Annotated in this window: 20 protein-coding genes and 2 pseudogenes; 14 read left to right on the forward strand and 8 right to left on the reverse strand. The window is 60.0% G+C overall.

All coding sequences use genetic code 11. The features are described 5' to 3' along the window. The first annotated feature begins 185 nt into the window (after positions 1–185). Positions 186–1,430 carry an inorganic phosphate transporter gene (locus ACFQEV_RS08290; protein WP_379694736.1) on the forward strand — a complete coding sequence of 415 codons (1,245 nt, stop codon included), beginning with the start codon at positions 186–188 and terminating at the stop codon, positions 1,428–1,430. A 381-nt stretch (positions 1,431–1,811) separates the two neighbouring features. Here ACFQEV_RS08290 and ACFQEV_RS08295 read toward each other — a convergent pair whose 3' ends face one another. Continuing rightward, positions 1,812–2,138 carry a DUF7344 domain-containing protein gene (locus ACFQEV_RS08295; RefSeq protein ID WP_379694739.1) on the reverse strand — a complete coding sequence of 109 codons (327 nt, stop codon included), beginning with the start codon at positions 2,136–2,138 and terminating at the stop codon, positions 1,812–1,814. A 267-nt stretch (positions 2,139–2,405) separates the two neighbouring features. Then, positions 2,406–3,197 (reverse strand): SDR family oxidoreductase, encoded by a 792-nt coding sequence (locus ACFQEV_RS08300; RefSeq protein WP_379694741.1) that lies wholly within the window; start codon positions 3,195–3,197, stop codon positions 2,406–2,408. Positions 3,198–3,281: 84 nt separating this feature from the next. Between ACFQEV_RS08300 and ACFQEV_RS08305 the strand changes: the two genes are divergently transcribed. Next, positions 3,282–3,938, forward strand: coding sequence for a helix-turn-helix domain-containing protein (locus tag ACFQEV_RS08305; protein ID WP_379694743.1), 657 nt, complete (start codon positions 3,282–3,284; stop codon positions 3,936–3,938). 354 nt (positions 3,939–4,292) lie between these two features. Next, complete coding sequence (locus ACFQEV_RS08310; protein WP_379695231.1) at positions 4,293–4,508, forward strand: helix-turn-helix domain-containing protein; 216 nt, start codon at positions 4,293–4,295, stop codon at positions 4,506–4,508. 4 nt (positions 4,509–4,512) lie between these two features. On the opposite strand, the pseudogene ACFQEV_RS19910 reads toward ACFQEV_RS08310, so the two are convergent. Next, positions 4,513–4,641: pseudogene (locus tag ACFQEV_RS19910) on the reverse strand (primase-associated protein); the annotation flags it as partial. 151 nt (positions 4,642–4,792) lie between these two features. On the opposite strand from ACFQEV_RS19910, the gene ACFQEV_RS08315 reads away from it, so the two are divergent. From ACFQEV_RS08315 to ACFQEV_RS08325, 3 genes are all read left to right on the forward strand, one after another. Further along, entirely contained in the window at positions 4,793–5,878 is a 1,086-nt protein-coding gene (locus tag ACFQEV_RS08315; RefSeq protein WP_379694745.1) for a PAS domain-containing sensor histidine kinase, read from the forward strand. A 128-nt stretch (positions 5,879–6,006) separates the two neighbouring features. Continuing rightward, positions 6,007–6,624, forward strand: a complete 618-nt coding sequence (locus ACFQEV_RS08320; RefSeq protein WP_379694748.1) for a glycerophosphodiester phosphodiesterase — start codon at positions 6,007–6,009, stop codon at positions 6,622–6,624. 404 nt (positions 6,625–7,028) lie between these two features. Further along, positions 7,029–8,378, forward strand: a complete 1,350-nt coding sequence (locus ACFQEV_RS08325) for a sodium:calcium antiporter (protein WP_379694750.1) — start codon at positions 7,029–7,031, stop codon at positions 8,376–8,378. Between the two features lie 195 nt (positions 8,379–8,573). Here ACFQEV_RS08325 and ACFQEV_RS08330 read toward each other — a convergent pair whose 3' ends face one another. Both ACFQEV_RS08330 and ACFQEV_RS08335 read right to left on the reverse strand, forming a co-directional pair. Continuing rightward, complete coding sequence (locus ACFQEV_RS08330) at positions 8,574–9,161, reverse strand: VIT1/CCC1 transporter family protein (RefSeq protein ID WP_379694752.1); 588 nt, start codon at positions 9,159–9,161, stop codon at positions 8,574–8,576. Then, positions 9,161–9,448, reverse strand: a complete 288-nt coding sequence (locus ACFQEV_RS08335) for a DUF211 domain-containing protein (protein ID WP_379694755.1) — start codon at positions 9,446–9,448, stop codon at positions 9,161–9,163. Before ACFQEV_RS08335 ends, ACFQEV_RS08330 begins: the two co-directional genes overlap by 1 nt. 247 nt (positions 9,449–9,695) lie before the next feature. Between ACFQEV_RS08335 and ACFQEV_RS08340 the strand changes: the two genes are divergently transcribed. From ACFQEV_RS08340 to ACFQEV_RS08360, 5 genes are all read left to right on the forward strand, one after another. After that, the gene (locus ACFQEV_RS08340) at positions 9,696–10,256 is read left to right on the forward strand and encodes a ribbon-helix-helix protein, CopG family (protein WP_379694757.1); all 561 of its coding nucleotides are present in this window, start codon (positions 9,696–9,698) and stop codon (positions 10,254–10,256) included. A 169-nt stretch (positions 10,257–10,425) separates the two neighbouring features. After that, entirely contained in the window at positions 10,426–11,634 is a 1,209-nt protein-coding gene (locus ACFQEV_RS08345; protein ID WP_379694760.1) for an Nramp family divalent metal transporter, read from the forward strand. Next, the gene (locus ACFQEV_RS08350; protein ID WP_379694764.1) at positions 11,635–13,641 is read left to right on the forward strand and encodes a hydantoinase/oxoprolinase family protein; all 2,007 of its coding nucleotides are present in this window, start codon (positions 11,635–11,637) and stop codon (positions 13,639–13,641) included. Beyond that, the gene (locus ACFQEV_RS08355; RefSeq protein WP_379694766.1) at positions 13,634–15,262 is read left to right on the forward strand and encodes a hydantoinase B/oxoprolinase family protein; all 1,629 of its coding nucleotides are present in this window, start codon (positions 13,634–13,636) and stop codon (positions 15,260–15,262) included. Before ACFQEV_RS08350 ends, ACFQEV_RS08355 begins: the two co-directional genes overlap by 8 nt. Further along, on the forward strand, positions 15,259–15,960 hold the full coding sequence (locus ACFQEV_RS08360) for a maleate cis-trans isomerase family protein (RefSeq protein WP_379694769.1): 702 nt from the start codon (positions 15,259–15,261) through the stop codon (positions 15,958–15,960). Before ACFQEV_RS08355 ends, ACFQEV_RS08360 begins: the two co-directional genes overlap by 4 nt. A gap of 87 nt (positions 15,961–16,047) precedes the next feature. Here ACFQEV_RS08360 and ACFQEV_RS19915 read toward each other — a convergent pair. After that, positions 16,048–16,179: pseudogene (locus ACFQEV_RS19915) on the reverse strand (DUF8069 family protein); the annotation flags it as partial. Positions 16,180–16,801: 622 nt separating this feature from the next. Between ACFQEV_RS19915 and ACFQEV_RS08365 the strand changes: the two are divergent. Together ACFQEV_RS08365 and ACFQEV_RS08370 are read left to right on the forward strand one after the other, a co-directional pair. After that, positions 16,802–17,194 carry a hypothetical protein gene (locus tag ACFQEV_RS08365; RefSeq protein ID WP_379694772.1) on the forward strand — a complete coding sequence of 131 codons (393 nt, stop codon included), beginning with the start codon at positions 16,802–16,804 and terminating at the stop codon, positions 17,192–17,194. Between the two features lie 296 nt (positions 17,195–17,490). After that, positions 17,491–18,273: a DUF7847 domain-containing protein gene (locus ACFQEV_RS08370; RefSeq protein ID WP_379694775.1), complete on the forward strand. Its 783-nt coding sequence runs from the start codon at positions 17,491–17,493 to the stop codon at positions 18,271–18,273. 90 nt (positions 18,274–18,363) lie between these two features. Here ACFQEV_RS08370 and ACFQEV_RS08375 read toward each other — a convergent pair whose 3' ends face one another. Then, positions 18,364–18,816 carry a DUF5518 domain-containing protein gene (locus ACFQEV_RS08375; RefSeq protein WP_379694777.1) on the reverse strand — a complete coding sequence of 151 codons (453 nt, stop codon included), beginning with the start codon at positions 18,814–18,816 and terminating at the stop codon, positions 18,364–18,366. 29 nt (positions 18,817–18,845) lie between these two features. Further along, complete coding sequence (locus ACFQEV_RS08380) at positions 18,846–19,373, reverse strand: GrpB family protein (protein WP_379694779.1); 528 nt, start codon at positions 19,371–19,373, stop codon at positions 18,846–18,848. A gap of 174 nt (positions 19,374–19,547) precedes the next feature. Here ACFQEV_RS08380 and ACFQEV_RS08385 point away from each other — a divergent pair, with 174 nt between their 5' ends. Beyond that, entirely contained in the window at positions 19,548–20,720 is a 1,173-nt protein-coding gene (locus tag ACFQEV_RS08385) for an inorganic phosphate transporter (protein ID WP_379694781.1), read from the forward strand. Positions 20,721–20,856 lie beyond the last annotated feature (136 nt).

The following is a 20,856-nucleotide window of genomic DNA, read 5'->3' on the forward strand; positions in this document are numbered from 1 at the left end:
CCGGAACCGACATGGTACGCGACTTTTGCCGGTCGATAGCAGAGCCGGATATCCCACGCCGGTCATGGATTGGAATACAGAATCCTTCACCCGTGCCGGTAGTGCGATCACGTCAGCAGCAACCCGAAACGGACTCCGGAGGATTATATGTGGAGGCCGAATAACGATGGCACAGATACGACACGATGGTATCACTGCTAACCGTCGCAGGAATCGTCGTCGCCGTGTTCGTCGGATTCAACATCGGAGGCTCGTCGACGGGCGTGGCGTTCGGCCCCGCAGTCGGCTCGCGCCTCGTTCGGAAAGCGACCGCGGGGGCACTGTTCGTGGGCTTCGGCTTTCTCGGCGCGTGGACCGTCGGTCGGAACGTCATCGCGACGATGAGCAGCAGTATCGTGCCGGCGGCCCAGTTCACGCCCACCGCAAGTGTCGCGGTCCTGTTTTTCACGGGTGTGTCGCTGTTGATTTCGAATCTCTACGGCGTTCCGGCCTCGACATCGATGACTGCCGTCGGCGCCATCGTCGGGTTGGGTCTCGCGTCGGACACCCTCAATCGGGCGCTGATGTTCGTCATCGTCTCGGCGTGGATTGTCGCGCCGCTGGTGTGCTTCACCATCGGGATCGTGGTCGGGCGCTACCTCTATCCGCACCTCGACCGCTACGTCGCGTTCACGACGTTCGATCTCCACTTCATCCAACTCGACCGCTCGGGGGTGATTCCACGGCCGTATCTCAACCCGAACGCATCACCGCAAGATATCGTCGGCTCACTCTCGGTGGTCGCCATCGCCTGCTACATGGCGTTCTCGGCGGGGGCGTCGAACGCGGCGAACGCTGTGGCCCCCCTCGTCGGCGAGGGCGGGGCGCTCACCGTCGATCAGGGCGTTCTGCTCGCGGTGGGAGCCTTCGGTTTAGGGAGTTTCACTATCGCCCGTCGCACGCTGGAGACGGTCGGGGACGATATCACAGAACTCCCGATTCTCGCGTCGTTGATCGTCTCCATCGTCGGTGGCACGGTCATCACGATCCTCTCCTACTTGGGGATCCCCGCGAGTCTCGCGGTCAGTACGACGTCGACGATCATCGGACTCGGGTGGGGTCGGGCAAGTCGGGCCGCGACGCTTGCGGAGTTAGCGACGCCGGCGCCCGAGGGACCGGAGCTGGACGTCGCGACGGGAGCGTTGGTCACCTCGCGCGTCGAGGAGGCGCCTGCAGGCCCGACCATCGGTGATATCGCCCGCCACGAGGAACCCGCGGAGGAACCGGAGGAGATCCCAGACGTTCCGGACATCGGTGTGGAGGGGCCCGCGGATCTCGACGAGCGGAGCCTCTTCGATCCGAAGGCGGCCAAGCGGATCGTTACGATGTGGGTGGTGACGCCCTCGCTGGCGGTCGCGGCCTCCTATCCCGTGTTCGCGATCCTGCTGTGAGTTTCGTTCGGACGAGGTAATAACGTAATACGTACCCGGAATGGTCGGTCGCAAGCGACGCGGAGGTCTCGTGAGCGAAGCGAACGAGGACAAGCGAGACTTCGTCCCGCGTGGTCGCGGGATGCCGAGCGACCGAGGGCTTTCAGAAAACGACGACTGTCGTTGGCAAGCAGAACTGAATGGAGCCCATGTCCGGCAGAGAATATCCGGTTCCAGCCCTATCTAACGCAAATACCACGCTCTTTCTCTTCACAGTCGTCGTTCAGACACGGTGCCGCTGCACGGTCGGTCCTTCTCTGTAAGCTAATTCCGTTCGTATATAACCTACCAGCGAATCTTCGTATCGGTCGTGACCTAGACTCGTCACCGCCCGAGAGAGCCTTAGTTCAGAGATGACGTTTTGGATGGCATGACGGTTTGCAGGCTATTAGTCGGAATGACGCGGTTGTCCTCAGAACAGTATTCGAGAAGGCCCGCCGCGTCTAACTTCGGGAGGTGGTAGTGGTGAAGTTTCATCTCCACTTGTTTGAGATCTCGCTCATCGTCTGCGAGGACTGCGGCGACCTCCTCTGCGAGGGGTGAGAGGTTGACCGAACGATCTTTCTCGGCGAGGATGCTCACCACGGCCTGTTGGTGCTTTCCACTGAGGACGGCGAAGTAATCATCAGATGAATACCTGGAGGGAGTGCCGTCTTGGTTGACTACCATTCTATCTCTACGACTATTCTCTATCCATGAAAAGTATATGCCTAAAGTAGTTGGTCCCGTAGTGATTGTCTGCCACGAGGACGTTTATCCATGTTTTATGAGCGAAAACCGGATATTCCCACTATCATACGTAATTCCTTAATAAGGTATGTCTGTAAGGAAAACGCTGTCAGAGGCACCCTACCATCCTTCAAAAATCCGGTGTCGTCGTGCGAGGGGTCTGCGTGAGCGACGCGGAGTTTGCCTGAGACAGTTCTCGTTCGCATATCACATCCCGGTGGTGGGTGCCGGGTATCGTTCCGCGAGCCATTCCTCCCAAGTAACTCTCCCGACCCTGTGATCGGGACAGGTCGCATGGCCACTCCGAAACGCTGTCATAGTTTTACCGGGGATGGGAAATCTGATGATAGGACGCCGCAGATCACGCGCGGCGCGGTACGCCTGTGCGAGTTCGCCTACTGAGCGGATTTCTGGACCACCAACGGAGTCGATCCGACCGCTCGCTGTCAGCGTCGCATGATCCACGATGATGTCGGCAACCTCGCCGACATCGACAGGCTGGATTAGCACATTCGTCGGAAGGGGCCACACCGGAAGTTTCGCCACAGAATCCAGCAGTTCCGCGATGAACGAGTAGAACTGCGTCGAACGGACAATAGTCGCGGGGATATCGCTTTCCTCGACTGCCGTCTCGGCGACAGCCTTGTGTTCGTAGTAGGAGAAGGGAATATCGCCGATACCGACGATGGAGGGATAGACGAAATGCTCCATACCAGCTGATTCGGCCGCTTTGATGAGTCGTTTCGTGCCCTGCACGTCAACCGCCGCTGTGTCGCCCTGCGGAGCCGTCGCCGTGTGGATGACGACATCAATGTTTTCGAGCGCCGACCTGATCCCCGTACCCTTGATTAAGTCAAGTTCCACCCAGTCGAGATTCCCCTTGGTTTCTTCAGGAGACGAGCGGCTCGTCGCTCGGACAGCGTGGCCCGCAGCTGTGAGCCGCGGTCGGAGTGCCGTCCCGAGTGTACCTGTTGCGCCGGTTACCAGCGTTTGAATCATAGGGGATGATTCGGTGCGTCAGCCTGAGTGATTATTGCCGAGCTTGCTCGGTGGGTTTAAGTACTCTATTACAGATCATCGCCCATGAAACACGTCCGGGTGCGCATCACAGCCCGTGGAGGGGCGGGTGATATCCACCCGATGTACGGCGTGATGACCGAGGCATCGTTCGTTGAACGAGCGACGGCCATACAGTGGAATTATACCGGTGACGCGTTGGGCATCCTCCATTACGTCGTAGGCGATGCCGACGCACTTGAAAGAGCGATGCAAGAGATCCCAGAGGTCGTCGGCTACGACATGGAGCGCATTGACGAGCGGTCTTGCTATGTGTACGTCCGGGACGCGACGACCGATTCGCTCCAGAAGATGTTCAGCCCCATCTCCTCCGGCGGCATTATCGTCGTCCCTCCCATCGAATACGAATCCGATGGGACAGTAGTGTTCTCGATGTTCGGCCCTGACGACGAAGTACAGGATGCAATCGAAGGCGTCTCCGTCCCAGTTGACGTGACAATCGAAGCGGTGGGCGGTCTTGCTGGTACAACGACTGCTATCGAAGCACACCTCACCAACCGTCAGCGCAGAGTTGTCGAAATAGCAGTGGAACTAGGCTATTACGACATCCCTCGAACCGCCAGTCAGAAGGACATTGCCGCGAAACTGGCCTGTGCGCCAAGTACTATCGCTGAACACCTACGGAAAGCCGAATCCCGCATACTCCGAGCACAGTTCGCCTGAGACTGGTTACTTTCCAAATCCGTGTTTCCTCTTATGATGGTGTGCGAGACACACCTCGTGCATCGATGATGTTACCGATATCACGCCAATCTACGTCGGTGAATCGCGTGAGACTGGCCACTGAATCTACCAACGTACCACTCCATCTCGGGTAGTCGCGGGATACCGGGCGGCCGAGGGCTTTCATCCAGTACATTCCTCACCTCGACTGACCCAGTTGGTTGTTGCAAGATAGCGATTGCGATCCCGATAACCGACGATGGGGGATATCAGATCACGATGGTTGGTCGTGCAGAAGCCTTTGCAAACGCTCCATCCGCGCCACCAGATGGTATCGAAATGGAACTTGTCTCGATGAGTCCGTACCGGTCCCACCCAAAACGCATTTTCTCAGAATTAACTGAACGGCAGCACGAAGTTCTCAAGGTAGCGATTCGGTCAGGCTATTATCAAAATCCCAGACAAACATCATTACAGAAAATCGCTGACGACATCGGAATTACTGCAAGCACTGTCGGCAAACACCTCCGAAGTATCGAGAAGCAGGTCTTCTCGACGTACGTTCAATAGATTCGATCGTATTCGAGAACCTGTAGCGGATTTGGTAGCCGGTGACCTGTTCATCGCACCACGGCCACCGCGAGAAGACGTCCTTGAGGTCTGTAACAATCGTCTCAAGGTCACTGTCCTGATACTGTGGCAACTATAGATGCAGCAAACGCACCATCTATTCAGTAGCAGTCGGGCGAACTTCCGAGAGCGTGTCATAAAACACGTGTCGATCGCAGAGAACGCTTCGTCCCTGCAACCAGAATGGGAACAGCCTTATCTCTGTCAGTCGGCTAAAAACGGATATGAATGGCCGTGAGCCAGAGGCTCTTATTCCAGCGGCCGTGGACACGCTCCCGATAAACTTTGCAATCCTCGATGATGAAGGGACGATCCTATATACCAATCGCGCATGGCAGGAGTTCGGCGAGGCGAATGACATCGAACTTCGACCAGATACGATCGGAACCAACTACCTTACAATCACCAGACAAGGGGAGACGGAGACGGCACAAACGGCTGCCGCCGGGTTATCCGAGATTCTAACGGGCGACCGGGAACTCTTCGAGTTCGAATATCCGTGCCACTCTCCCGACAAACAACGTTGGTTTCTCATGCGGGCAGCGTCGTTCACTACCGGTGACCAGAGATACGTCGCTGTCGCCCATTTTGACATCACTGATCGGTACACGTATCAACGTCAGTTGGAAGAGTCTAACGAGCGCCTCCAGCAGTTCGCCTACGCTGCCTCCCACGACCTCCAAGAACCGTTACGGATGGTCACGAGCTACCTACAGCTGCTCGAGCGTCGGTATAGCGATGACCTCGACGAAGACGCCCAAGAGTTCATCGAGTTCGCAGTCGACGGTGCCGAGCGGATGAAGGCGATGATCGAAGGACTGCTTACGTACTCCAGGGTCGAAACACAGGGACAGTCCTTCGATTCGGTCGATCTCGAGGCAGTGCTGGACGACGTGCTGACGGATCTCGGTATCCGAATCGACGAAACCGGTGCCGAAATCACCGCTGAATCGCTACCGACTGTCAGAGGTGACGCCAACCAACTCCGCCAACTCTTCCAGAACCTGCTGGAAAACGCTCTCCAGTATAGCGGCGAGCAGAAACCCCGGGTGTCGATCTCTGCGATGCGTAACGAGGACGAGTGGATAATTTCGGTCAGTGACACGGGGATCGGTATCGATCAAGAGGACGTAGACCGGGTTTTCGAGGTGTTCCAGCGACTCCACAGCCACGAGGAGTACGAAGGGACGGGGATCGGCCTCGCACTCTGCCGACGAATCGTCAAACGCCATGGGGGCGAGATTTGGGTAGACTCCGAACCCGAAGAAGGGTCGACGTTTTCGTTTACGCTTCCGGCACCCGATACGTGAACTTTTTTGAGGATCACTCCGGCTGTATTCGCGCGTTCTATCCAACGTGACTGCTGACACCTGTCACCGATTTACATGGTCAACAGAACCTTCGAAATCAGTTTCTCTCTGCTCCGTCTCCGTAGACTGTGCTTCCAATCATCGGGCATCGAGGCCGACTGCGGGTGGCGGCCGAGAACACGGTACGGTCCTTCGAGGCGGCAGCAAAGTGGGGAGTGGATGGGGTCGAATTCGACGTTCGACGGACGGGTGACGACGAGTTGGTCGTCATCCACGACGCAACGGTCGACAGAACGACGACTGGCAACGGCCGCGTTGACCGACTCTCGCTCGCAGAAATACAATCTTTCACCACTGGCGACGGTGGGACCGTACCCACCCTCGAACAGGCACTCTCGGTGATCAACGAGACGACTCTCGAAGCCTGGATCGACCTGAAGGACCCCGGTCTCGTTGACGACGTTGTAAGCGCGGTCGCACGTCACGGACTAGCGGAACAAAGCGTTATCTTCGCCGGCCAGGGGTTCGTCGACGACATCCCGGAGCGTGCGCACGACGCGGGCATTCGAGCTGGAATTACTATCGGACCCGCGCTAGCTGGGCGGTACGGGCCCGCCGACCCCTTCGTCGTCATCGATACTCTGGATGCCGACGCTCTCTTGCTAACCACCGAGTCGATCACGGATACGTTGCTCCGGGAGGCAGCGGACAGAAACGTTCATACCGGTCTCCTCGTCGACTGCTGAATCACCGACGCGAGCACGGGAACACGATGTTCCGGGTGCCGACTAGGTCAGTGCCGGGCAAGAGAAGAATAGGAAGCCGAGGCGGTGATCGAACTCGTAGAGACGGTGTCGAATCTGATGCTCCGTCCTCTCGCAGGGCCACTATCCGACTCCGATATCGACGGACGTTACGTGACCGTGCCCCGGACGCCGAAGAACTCAAACACGTGTTGCCGACGGTACGCTCGGTCTGGGGAACGTACGACCGATTTCGAATGTGAATCTATCACGAAGGTTAGGACACTTCCGAATAAAGGAAACAACTGTACACGCGTTGGCGATGGTATCTACAGAGGGGGTCCGGGCCCAGAGAGACGACTATTTGGGCACAAGAGGTAGGTGTCTGTCCGACCGTTATCGAACTAGTGCTTGATCGGTTTCGCCATCCACTCGTCGCGGTTGCCGTCGCGCTGGCATTGACGGTCCCGTGGATCGGGACGTTCGTCTCGTCTGGTGGATACGGAACTGTGCATCCGGGCGAGAACATTACGCCCGGTATGGCCGTCCTCGTCGCTGGCCTCGCAATCGTGGGTGCAGCGTTCCTACTCGCGTGGGCGGCCGAGACCGCGGAAAAAGACGTCCCACAGGCATTCGCCATCGCGGTGCTGGCGGTGCTTGCCGTGGCTCCCGAGTACGCCGTCGACGCCCTCTATGCGTGGCAGGCCGGTGCTGGATCGAGTGAGGCTGCTAACCTCGCAGTGGCTAACATGACCGGTGCGAACCGAATTCTCATCGGCCTCGGGTGGTCGGGCATCGCGCTGTTCACGATCTACCGCGCAAAGCGCACTGGCGACCCGGCGGTTGAGTACCGGTCGGGATTCCTCACGGATGTCGTCAGTCTCGACCGGGACATCGCAACCGAGATCGCGTTCTTACTCGTAGCGACCGCCTATGCCTTTGTCATCCCGCTTAGTGGCGGTATCGGGCCACTCGATACGCTCTTTCTCGTCGGACTGTTTCTGCTGTATATCGTCGTCGTGATTCGTGGTGACGCCGGTGCGTCCGAGGAACATATCGGCGTCCCCGCCTACTTCCACCAGTATCCGAAAGGACCGCGCATTGCGGTCATCCTCTTCGGGTTCGTATTTTCGGGTGTGATAATCTTCACTGCAGTCCACCCGTTCGCCGAGGGGCTAGAACAGTTGGGGCTTCAGTACGGCATCCCCGAGTTCTTCATGATTCAGTGGCTTGCACCGCTCGCCTCAGAGAGCCCCGAGCTTATCGTCGTCGCCTACCTCGTCAACAAAGCCCGCTCGACTGCCGGCTTCAACGCCCTCATCTCCTCGAAACTCAACCAGTGGACGTTGCTCATCGGCACACTCGCTATCGTCTACTCTATCTCAGCCGGTGCTGTCGGGACGCTCTCGTTCGATCCGAAACAGGCGGCAGAAATCTGGATCACCGCCGCCCAGAGCCTCTTTGCGATCGCTCTCCTGACGAACTTCGAGCTCAGCGTTCGTGAGGCTATTGTGTTGCTCATCCTGTTTGCGACACAGGTTCTTACGGAATTCTACGTGATTCAGACCTATACTGAACCAAGTGCGACGACGATCAGCATCTCTATCCTCTACGCCTATACCGCTGTCTACGCCGTTCTTGGTGTCGGATTGTTCGTCAAACGTCGCGACAGTGTTCGCGAACTCCTCGAACGAAGCGCCTCGAACGTCCGGACTGCGATAGGAAGCGGGTCGAGCCAGACGGAACACGTAGACTAACGCTGCCGCATCAACGGAGTAACAGCCCCGATGACGGCGTACATTATTCCAAATCGACTCGATAGGCGAGTGGCAGCGGGAATGTCAGTGTCGGGACGATAACGAGAACCGGTTCTGTGAACGCCGCGTCTGCCAGACTCCGCAACCCGCCGCTACCGGAGTTCTTCACATCCGAAGAAGGGAAAAGAACGTAATCTATCCGGGGAGGAAGATGCTAATGATTGCGACAACAAGACCGGCGAGTCCCATCCGGATTCCGGCGATGTACCACCGCTGGCGGGAGATCGACGCCATGTAGGCCCCGAAGGCGAACAGCACACCGACTGCGACGGCGACCGAGAGGACGGTGGCCTCGAACAGCGAAAGGAGCGCACCTTCGAACAGAAACGGAGTAAGCGGTGATACGAGCCCACATAACGGTCCGAGCCCGCTCATAAGCGCGTTTACGACCTGCGTGCTCGTTTTGTCACGTTCGATCTGCGTCCCACTCAGGTCGGTGAGCATCGCATCTTCAATGTCGTGGATTTCAGCTCGCATCTCTGCACGTTCGATCTCCCAGACGCTCCAGACGCCGGAGGTGGTGAGACCGACGGCACCGCCAAGACCGATTTTGATGACGGTGAGCCCGTCCGGTACCCCTGAAAGATACGCGCCGACGGTGACCCCGACGCCAGTAAGTGCACCGTCGAATCCGTTCGAGACGAAGTACCGTCGCGCGATCGGCCCGATTTTGTCGAGCCCGATTCGTTCGGAAAGCGACTCCGAGTCGGGTTTCGCCCCCATCAGTCCTGTGGAGTGGGAGCATCTTCGACGATGTACTCTCCACATGCGACCTGGTCGACCGAATGAATCGTCCCACCGAGGTCCTCGACGATGGCCTCGACAGCGTCGTAGTCGATCGCTTCGCCCTCGATGGTGAGTTTCAGATTCTGGACCTTCTTGTCGAGTTCGATGAGTGTCGAATTGACCCCAGCGACGCTGTCAGCCTCCGCAACCTGCTGGGTAAAGGCAAGCGTCGGCGGTTCGTACGGTTTCAATACGTCAATCACCAGGCGTCGTGTCGCGACCATAGGCACGTCTACAGAGCCTTGTTGCAAAGTAGTTCTGACACCCAATCACATGGATCCAGTCCGTACTTACTGGAGCTTCAAGCAATGTGGTGAGGCGACGCTGTGCCTGTGGAGACGGCAGCTGAGCCACGGTCTCGCACATGGTCAGTCCGCCTTCTCATACTCGGCCCTGTCGGCGGGTCTACCCTGGAGAGTTAGGAATTTTCGAACGACACGATATTAAGTCTGTTCGGAGACGAGAGACACTATGCCAAGCGACCGAGTCACGGTGTCCCTCGACGAGGACGCCAAGAGCACGTTGGAGGGACTGACCGACCGAACCGACGAGAGCCGAAGCGAACTGATCCGGAAGGCGATCGCGTTCTACGCGGCGAACTTCGACTCGGCCAACGCGAGCGACAGCGACCATCTCCAGACGTATTACGAGATGCTCTCGACGGGCGAACACGTTCTCTTGGACATCGACCTCCTTCACGCGCTCTTGAGCCAAGTCGATGATCCCGAGGACCGGGATGACGAGTTTCTTGACACGATCGATCAAGTGGCGCAGTACCACGCCAAAGAGTACGCCGAGCGGTTCGACTCGCTCGAAGATGTCCTCGATTGGCTGTCGCTGTGCGGGTTCCTCACCGTCCGACGGGCCGAAAAAGGGAGTTTCCACGTCGTCTTTCCCTCCGAATCGCTGCGGTGGTTTATGGTTCGGTTCATTCGCGGTAGTGTCGCGGACCTCCCTTTCGAGATAGAGATCGAAGAGAGCGTCTCCAAGGCGCTTTTAACCGAACGAGACGATGAAACTTCCTCGGGTTAAAGTGTGGGAATCCTCGACTGTCGGAATACGGACTATTCTTACTAGTTCATACCTGTAGTGGAATCCACGTGCGGTACTCACACGACTGATAAGCTGCGTACACAAGGCTCTTAATAAGGTTTTTAGTCGACTACTGACACCATGACACCAAATACCAGATTGAACGATTATGAACATTATACGACGACTCAAAGCCGTCGGCCCGGGAGCGATGGTCGCAGCCGCGTTCATCGGTCCGGGCACGGTTACGACCGCAAGCGTAACTGGAGCGGAGTTCGGCTACGCGCTCCTGTGGACAATCGCCTTCTCGATCGTCGCGACGATCGTCCTCCAAGAGATGAGCGCACGACTCGGCCTCGTATCGGGTGAAGGGCTCGGTGAAGCCCTCCGTGAGCGCTTCGACAACAAATTCGTCGAGTACGTGAGTATCTTCCTCGTCGTGGGGGCGATCGGAATCGGGACCGCCGCCTACGAGGCCGGGAACATCCTCGGCGGGGCTGCGGGACTCGCGACGATTACAGGCATCAGCTCCACGTGGTGGGGCGTCGGGATAGGGCTCGTTGCCGGCGTCCTTCTGTACACCGGACGGTACAAGCTGATCGAGCGGGCACTCGTCGGCCTCGTCGTCGTGATGGCCCTCTCATTTGCGGCATCGGCGATCCTCATCGGTCCCGATCCCGGTGCGATCGCGATGGGATTTGTCCCCAGCATCCCCGCCGGGTCGCTGTATCTCATCACCGGCCTCATCGGAACGACCGTTGTCGGGTACAACCTGTTCCTGCATGCGAGTAACGTTCAGGAGCGGTGGAATGGCCCCGAACATATCGGTCACTCGCGCATCGACACGGTACTGTCGATCGTCGTCGGCGGTGTGATCACGATGACGATCATGGTGACCGCGGCCGCGGCGTTCGAGCCGGGGACGCAGATCAGCGACGTCGGTCGGATGGCCGAACAGCTCCGGCCGTTGGCGGGTCCGTACGCGAAGCTGTTCTTCAGCATCGGGCTGTTCGCCGCCGGGTTTACGAGCGCGACCACGGCACCGCTCGCCGGCGCGTGGGCGACCACGGGAGCGCTGGGCTGGGACTCTGATATGCAGAGCACGCAGTTCCGCGCCGTCTGGGGAACAATCCTCGGCGTCGGAATCCTCGCGGTACTGCTGGGCGGTAGCCCAGTCGAGATCATCGTGTTCGCGCAGGTGGTCAACGGAATCCTACTGCCGATCGTCGCGATCTTCCTGATCTACGCGATGAACCAGAAGAGCCTCCTCGGTGAGTACACGAACGGGTCGGTGGCGAACGCGCTCGGCGCGATCGTAACGATCATCGTCGTCTGGCTCGGCGTTCGGACCATCCTCAACGTGGCCGGGGTGTTATAGATGGACGCGAGGAGAATCGGCGTCGACGTCGGCGGCACGTTCACCGACGTGACGCTGTCACTCGACGGCAAGCTCGTGACCGCGAAGGTCCCAAGCACCGAAGACCAGAGTGAAGGCGTAATAACCGGCATCGAGAAAGCCTGCGAGGAGGCCGGGATTAACCCTGAGACCGTCAGCGAGTTCTCCCACGCGATGACCGTCTCGGTCAACGCGTTGCTCGAGGAAGACGGCGCAAAGACCGCGCTCGTTACGACCGAGGGATTCCGGGACGTCTTGGAGATCGGCCGCCAAGACCGGCCGTCGCTGTACGATCTCAACGCCGAGAAGCCGGCGCCGCTGGTTCCCAGACGCCGCCGCTTCGAGGTGTCCGAGCGGGCGACGACTGACGGGATCGAACGGCCTGTCGACGACGATGAGGTGCGGTCGATCGCCGAGGAGATACGCGAAGCAGACGTTGAGTCCATCGCCGTCTCCCTCCTGCACGCCTACGCTCACCCCGAGAACGAAAGACGCGCCGCAGAGATACTGAGAGATGAACTCGACGTGCCGGTGTCAGCCTCACACGAGGTTCTCGCCGAGTTCCGCGAGTACGAGCGGACATCGACGACGGCCGTTGACTCGTACGTACGGCCGGCGATCGATCGCTACGTCAGCCACCTCACCGAGCGCGCACGAGATCTCGGTGTTCCGCAGCCGAGAATCATGCAGGCCAACGGCGGGATCACCGACGCCGACACCGTCAGGCAGAACGCCGTGACGACCGTCCTCTCAGGACCCGCCGCAGGCGTGGTGGGTGCGAGTGCGATGGCAACCGACGACACCGACGAGAGAGACGGGCTGGTCACCTTCGATATGGGTGGAACCTCCAGCGACGTGAGCCTCGTTCGCGATGGTGAAGCCGAGCGGACAACCGAGGGCGTGATTAACGAGCGACCGATCAAGACGCCGATGGTCGACATCGAGACCGTCGGTGCCGGGGGCGGATCGATCGCTTGGGTCGACGCCGGCGGTGCGCTCCGGATCGGACCGCGCTCGGCTGGGGCTGACCCCGGTCCCGCCTGCTACGGTAAGGGTGGCACGGAGCCGACCGTCACAGACGCGAACCTCGTCTTAGGATACATCGGCGCGAGCACCAGCCTCGGCGGCGAGCTATCGCTCGATGAGGATGCCGCCTACGACGTCCTCGCAGATCTCGCCGATGAGGCGGGAATGGACGGAGCGCTGGAGGCGGCTCGTGGCGTCTACCGTGTCGCGAACGCGAACATGACCCGGGCGATTCGCTCCGTGACCGTCGAGCGGGGGTACGATCCGAGGAAATTCGGTCTCGTCGCGTTCGGCGGCGCGGGGCCGATGCACGCGATTTCGATCGCTGACGGCCTCGACATCGATCGGGTAGTGGTCCCGCGCGCCTCCGGTGTCCTGTCGGCGTACGGCCTACTCGCGGCTGACGAGAAACGCGACGCGGTGCGGACGTACCAGCGCTCGCTTGGCGAGGTTGACCCCGACGACGTTGACGCTGTCTACGAAGAGCTATCCGAAAATCTGCTGGCTGAGGTCAGCGACCGCGACGAAGCGACTGTGCAGCACTCCGCGGATCTCAGATACGCCGGGCAGAGCTTCGAACTCACGGTAGACATCGAGCGACCGTTCGACGCTGCGGAGGCCGGCGAGCGGTTCGCGGCGGCACACGAGTCAGCGTACGGGTATCGGGCGGACGAACCGATCGAACTGGTGAACTGCCGCGTGATGACCACCGTTCCCCGGAGCGCACCGTCGATCGAGTACGCCGGCGGTGGGAGCCCACAGAAGGGATCGCGCGAGGCAGCGTTCGCTAACGGTGTTCATGAGACGCCTGTCTACGTGCGCCAGCGATTGACACCGGAAGGTTCGATCGAGGGGCCCGCTATCATCGAGGGCGACGAGAGCACGATCGTCGTCCCGCCAGCGTGGAACGTGAAAGTGCGCGACGACGGCGCGCTGATCGCCGAGGTGAGGACACATGACTGACAAACGCGAAGCGACAAACGGGAAAGAACCGGAAATCGATCCAGTAACCTTGGAGATCCTCCGGAACCAACTGGAGAGCGTCGCCACCGAGATGGGTCACGTGCTCATCCGCGGGGCGTACTCCCCGAACATCAAGGAGCGACAGGACTGCTCGACGGCGATCTTTGACGCGTCGGGCCGAATGATCGCGCAGGCCGAACATATCCCGGTCCACCTCGGCGCAATGCCCGACGCGGTCGACGTCGTCCTCCAGAAGGATCCGAAGCCGGGGGACGTCTTCATCGTTAACGACCCGTTCGCGGGAGGAACGCACCTGCCCGACATCACGTTAGTGTCGACGATCGCGCCCAACGACGAGGTGATCGGGTTCGCGGTGTCGCGGGCGCACCATGCCGACGTGGGCGGCAGTGCGCCGGGAAGCATGCCGCCGGGAGCGCAGGAGGTCTACGAGGAGGGGCTCCGACTGCCGGCGGTTCGGCTCGTTGACGGCGGCGATCCGAACGAAGCGGTCCACGAGCTGATCCGGGCCAACGTCCGGACGCCGGACGAGCGCGAGGCGGACCTCCGGGCTCAACGCGCCGCGAACGCTCGTGCCGAGGAACGGATCGGCGAGTTGCTCGTCGAACACGGGTCGACGCTGCTCGACGCGTTCGACGCCGTCGTCGAGTATTCCCGCGAGCGCGTCGAAGCTGAGCTCACAGACCTCCCGGACGGCACGTACCGAGCACGGGACATCCTCGAAGGCGATGGCGTGACCGATGACGACATTCCGATCGAAGTGGCCGTCACCATCGACGGAGCCTCGATCGACGTCGACTTCGCCGGGACCGCTGATCAAGTGGCGGGCAACCTGAACGCGCCGCTGTCGGTTGCGAAGAGCGCGGTCTATTTCGTCGTCCGCGCGATCACCGACCCGGAGATTCCGCCAAACCACGGCTGTTACGAGCCTGTATCCGTGTCCGCACCCGACGGATCGGTGCTCAACCCCCGGCCGCCAGCGGCAGTCGTCGGCGGTAACGTCGAGACAAGCCAGCGCGTCACGGACGTCACGCTGGCTGCGCTCGCCGAGGCGGTTCCGGACGCGGTTCCTGCCGGCGGTCAGGGGACAATGAACAATCTCATCATCGGCGACCGAACCGGGGAGTTCACCTATTACGAGACGATCGGCGGCGGGTTCGGGGCTCGTCCCGAAAAAGACGGCATGGACGGCGTGCAGGTCGGGATGACCAACACCCTCAACACACCCGTCGAAGCGATGGAGACCGAGTATCCGCTTCGGGTCGAGCGGTACGCGTTGCGCCCGTCGAGCGGCGGTGACGGCCGATACCGCGGTGGACTGGGCCTCGAACGGACTATTACCGTCGAGACCGACGCCACCGTGTCACTGCTGACGGAGCGTCGGCGGACGGCCCCCTCGGGGATCGACGGCGGCGAGGATGGCGCGACCGGACAGAACGTCGTCGACGGCGAGGACGTCCCCGCGAAGGCCTCCATCGACGTCGAGGCCGGAACGACCGTCTCGATCCGTACGCCCGGAGGCGGCGGACACGGCGATCCTAATGAGCGCGACGCGGCGGCAAGAGAGCGCGACCGACGCGACGGAAAGGTGGACGACCGATGATCCGTCTCGGCGTCGTCGTCCCCTCCTCGAACACGACTGCCGAACCAGAGTTCCGGGCGGCGCTCCCCGACGACTGTACGGTCCACACCGCTCGGATGCCGCTCGAAGACGTGACTGCCGACGAACTCGACGCGATGGCTGACGACGCCGAACGCGCCGCCTCGCTGCTCTCGCACGCGTCGGTCGACGGCGTCGCCTACGCCTGCACCACTGGGAGTCTCATCCACGGCTCCGGGTTCGATGCGCGGCTGGAGTCCCGGCTGTCCGACGCCGCCGACGCCCCGGCGGTCGCGACCGCGCGCTCGGTCGTCAGGGCGCTGAACGCGCTTGACGCGGATCGAGTTGCTGTCGCGACGCCGTACGCGACGGAGCTGGACCGACTGGAGCGCGAGTACTTGACCGAGAACGGCTTCGAGGTAGTCTCGCTCGACGGCCGCGGGCTCGTTGAGAACACTGCAATCGGAGAACTGGACGCCGTCGACGCCGAGCAGCAGGGTAGGTCAGTCCTCTCTGACGCCCCAGAGGCGGATGCGCTGTTCGTCTCATGTACGAACTACCGATCCCTTCCAGCACTGGCGTCGCTGGAGGCAGCGTTCGATATCCCGGTCATTTCGAGCAACGCGGCGACGATTTGGGATCTCTGCTCCCGGGTCGGTGTTCAAGCGGATCTGAACATCGAACTCGCAGACGCCGAATGATCTAACGGTGTATTCGATCGATCGGACGTGGTCCGAAGCCCGACCGTGATTCCGTAGGGTCGTCGGACTCGAGTCCGTTGTTACGTCGTCGATGTCCGCCGCCGCAACGGCAGCGGTTTCTTGACCTTGGGCGAGGAGTTCGGCCTCGAACTGTTCGTAGTCGGCACTCGTGTCGTCGAAGGAGTCGGAATCGACGACGGGATTTTGTCTCCCCTGCACCGGCCAGAAACCGCGTCCAGTCGGTCGTCGTCGGCATCGCCGTGGGGTCCCGCGGTGCGGTCGATATCGGTGTGCATTGAGATTATTAATTTCGACTGCCGGATCGAATGACGCTGAACCAGATAAAATAGTTTGGATCCCCTGCCAAATCTAAATGAAGTGTGGCGGCGGATGATTACTTTAATCGCATTTTCCACGCGTGTTCTCCTAGATAAAGTCAGAACATCCGTATTATGCGTCTGATTACATAGTGGAAAATAGATAATCTGGGTGACGAGCGACAACCCTTACAAGTAGAAACGTGTGTTCTTCAGAGGGTCCCCGCACCCCAGTCCGATTCGAGGACAGACCGACAGGAGCCGAAAAGATACCAGTTCTGAGAGAATTCGAGAGGGTAACGCTCTCTGGGTCCAGTGTGTCCTCCAGCGTTACAAGACTATTCTCGTAATGCTCGGGGTTTTTCCTTCGCCCGGGATATTATGCTTCGACTGGAATTACGGTTGTCCAACTGGAATCGCTGATCGGACGGCCGTTCTGGTACGTAGCGCGATGATGCCCACCGCATTCGTTGACCCAGAGAAGCCGGACAAAGGCCTTATCATCGGACATCCAACGGAGAGGTATGTCTAACGACCTGTCGCTCGGTTCACATCTCAAACGCGATCTGACGAGTAACCTCTCGGTGAACATCGTGTCCGTCGTTCTCGGAACCTTCGCGTTCTTCGCCTTACAGGTGGTCGAATCGGTGACCGGAGGACTGTTCTTGGCGCTAAACATCGCAGTGTTCGTACCGTACGCCTACGAGCGATACTGGCCCGTTGACTACGCTACTGGCGCCGCAATCGTCTGGACCATCTCCGCCGCACTCGTCACGGGAGGACTGTACGTCGGCTTCTATCGGGCCTCGCTCGGCGCGTTCTCGGCGGAGTACGCCGCTGGAGCGGCCTTCGTCGTCACCGCCGCGGTGCAGTACGCCATCGCCGCGCTATTCGCCCGCGTCCGCCGGAATGCCTGATCGACGAATGCCATCCCGTGGATGATCTATCCCCGTTCGAGAGGAATCAGAAGTGAGCGATGGCCACAGCGTCGATGAGATCCGCTCACAGAGAACGTGCACACCTCCTGAATCCCCGAGTCGGCTAGATTTCTCCCGAGGGGAACTTCGCGAGGAACTCCAAAATCGGTGGAGTTAGACCTAGTACCTCGCATAGAGCCCGTACCGAACGATCGGTTCAGGTCCACTGCGGAGTAAAACCTAGTTCGATAATCCCGTTTAGAAAGGTTCATTATTGAACCCGAGACGTTCTTCGTATGGCAGTCCTCCAAGCCTTCCGTCGGTCCCCGGGCGCGCTCGTCCGCTCACCCGCCCTCCTCGTTCCCGCGTTCGTCCTGTTCCTGTTTCAGGTCCCTCAGTTAGTGCTTCAATCGACGAGCCCGTTGTTGGCCTCCGTGGTCTCGCTCGGCGCTTCACTCCTCCTCCTCCTCGCCATCCCGTTCTTCCAGGGAGGGATGGTCGGTATGGCTGACGAGGCACTCGACGGACGGAGCTCTCTGAGCGCGTTCCTCGCCCACGGGAAGGCGAACTACGTCCAGATTCTCGTCGCGTACCTGCTGGTCGTGGTGGTGAACTTCGTCCTCGGAGCCGTCCTGGTCGCCGTCGGCTTCGGCGCACTGCTCTCCGGAGCATTCCACCTCGGAACGCTCGCTCTCGTCACGCTCGGTATCGTTGCCGCCGTCCTCGTGATCATCTACCTCCTGCTCGCCTTCTTCATCCAGTTTTACGCCCAGGCAATCGTCCTCGAAGGATACTCCGCGGTAGACGGTCTGAAGCGGAGTTACAGCGTCGTGCGGTCGAACCTCGGTGCAACTTTCGGCTACATGGTACTGGCGTTCGTCATCAGCGTGGTACTCGGCCTCAGCTACGGCGGCCTGTCGCTACTCACCACGCCCGAGGCCGCCGCGGAATTCGGGCTTCCCGTCCTCTCGACGGGTGGACTCGTCGGCGTCGGACTCGTGATGACTCTCGTCGGATCTGTCGTCTCCGCATTCCTCCTCGTCTATTCGGTGGCCTTCTACCGACTCGTCACTCGGTGATGGCCCCAGTGCGGTCGAAGCCTATTCGTTGGCGGTAGTGAATCAGAACCGATGTGAGCGTTACAGACGGTACCTCGTCAGTACGACGTGTCAGTTACCGACGGCCGACGGTCGAAAGCCGTCGATCTTCCCAGCCAGCCACTCTCCGAGTAGCGCGCCACCCATTCCTAAGAGAGCGGAGAGTGCGACCCCGAACCCGGTGAGAGCGAGCACCAGTACGACCTGAACGACGCTAAACCACGCCGGTTGAGTAAAACTGAAGATGGCTGTGAATGCGTCGAGCGACTTCCACAGCACCGGGAGCGCACTCACAACTCCGGTTCGGAGGCCGACGCGACGGCTCTCCGCCTCCCGTCCGTGATAGAGGACACCACCGAGTAACCCCGCAACGAACACGGCCTCCATGTGGAGGACGTTCGACGACGATTGCCAGTAGTGAAAACCGGTGTACGAAGCCGAGACGAGACCTGCGAGGAGCGGGTATCTCCACGCATCGTCCGTCAACTCGTTCTGGAGGGTCCGAAAACGAATCATGTCAGGCATTTGTATTCAAGGTGATATAGAGTTATCGCTCAACTCTCGCTATCGTCTATCGCCAAGTCGAGAACGTCTTGAACGAACTGTCCTTTCTTACGGGTGTACTGGCCCCTATTCTCGGGGTATTTCTCCGCTAGTCTCGTCTTCAGTGAGGCGTACCGTTCGGCGGCTTTCGGGTGTTGAGAGAGATAATCCCTGAAGGCGATTTTCTCTTCGTAGAAGTCGCTCCCTCGTTCCGTGACCGAGAGGTAGTACGTACGGTTCGTGCGCGGCCCCTTCGCGAAGAACAGGCGTCCTTCTACTTCCTCGGGGCGATATTCGAACCCGCACTCTTCGAGTACGGGAGTGAGATATCTCGACTCATCTAGGTCTTCGACGACGGCGAGGATGTCGATTATCGGCTTCGCGGGCATTCCCTTGATCGCGGTGCTACCGATATGCTCGAAATCGAGGAAGCGATCACCCGCGACGTGTTTCAGCCGCTCTCTTTCTTCTTCGTAGAGTCTCGCCCATCCTTCGTCGTACGGTTCGAGTTCTACGGTTCCTCGTTCTAGCCCGACCATTAGTCCCAAGACTTGGAGTAAGTGCATATGCTTTGGGAACCGACCGAGAACCTCGACACACCTAGCGGCAGATTCGCTCACGTCGTTCCGAACGAAACTCCCGGAGGAGACGCTACGCGTCTGCGTCGGTAGTACACCCGAATTATTTTCAATACTGCGACAGACGTTTTTGGCATGATCTCGACATTATTGGTTCTCGGCATCACGGCCGCGGCGTTTGTCGGGTTCAACATAGGCGGCTCTTCCACCGGCGTCGCCTGGGGGCCGTCTATCGGTGCGAACATCGTCGAGAAGAGTACTGCCGCGGTTTTCATGGTGGTCTTCGTCCTCGTCGGAGGGTGGACGCTCGGTCGGAACGTGACGGCAACGCTCGGGAAGGATATCGTTCCACAGTCCGCGTTTTCGATCGAGGCGAGCATCGTCGTGTTATCGTTCATCGGCCTCGGGATGTTGGTCGCAAATCTCTCCGGGGTACCTATCTCGACGTCGATGACTGCGGTCGGGGCGATCGCAGGCCTCGGAATCGCCACGAACTCGCTCAACTGGTCGATCATGAGCGAGATACTCACGTGGTGGCTGCTCGCGCCGGTCGTCGGGTTTTGGTGCGGCGGTGTCGTCGGTCGGTATCTGTACCCGCGTCTGAGTCGTTCCTTCGAGGTTCGCCGGTCGGACGGGCCGCTGCTTACGATGGAGACTGACGGATCCCTCCCGACTCCGAGGCTCGGACCGGGTACCTCGCGTCGCGAACTCGCGAGCACGGGAATCGCGTTCGCCATCGCCTGTTACATGTCGTTCAGCGCGGGCGCCAGCAACGTCGCGAACGCGGTCGCTCCCCTCGTCGGCGGTGGCGTGATCGGTTCGGATCGAGCGATACTCCTCGGGACAGTGGCCATCGGAGTGGGTGCGTTCACCATCGCACGCCGAACGATGGAATCCGTGGGGAACGGGCTGACTGACCTTCCGCTCTTTGCGGCCACTGTCGTGATGCTCATCGCTGCCAGCATCACCGCCGTCGCGTCGTGGTTGGGGAATCCGATCAGTCTGGCGCTCTCGACGGTGATGACCATCGTCGGTCTTGGATGGGGGCGCGCCTCCCGAACGGCGACAGCAGTCGATATCGCGACGGGGGACACCGACGGAGAGATATCTATTAACGCTGCCACGAGCGAACCGAGCGACGAAGTACGTCCGATCGAGGGGGAAGCACTCGACGAGGGCCGAGATGCGGGCGAACTGTTCGACCCGTCGGCCGTGATACGGTTCGTGGTACTATGGATAGTCGGCCCGTCCGCCGCGACGGTGCTATCGTACCTCACATTCGCGTTCGTCCCGGTTTTGAGCGGCTGAGGCTAGACCGGAGGCTGTGTCCCATCTTCGATAAACGGTTTCTCCGTGGTATTCGAGGAACGAGATTCTTCACACTAAGTCGAAGCTGTGTCTACGTCGAAAGCCGAGGCGGTAGCCGGGAGAGACCTTCTAGTGC

Source organism: Halopelagius fulvigenes (assembly GCF_042662625.1).
GTDB classification, from domain to species: Archaea; Halobacteriota; Halobacteria; order Halobacteriales; family Haloferacaceae; genus Halopelagius; species Halopelagius fulvigenes.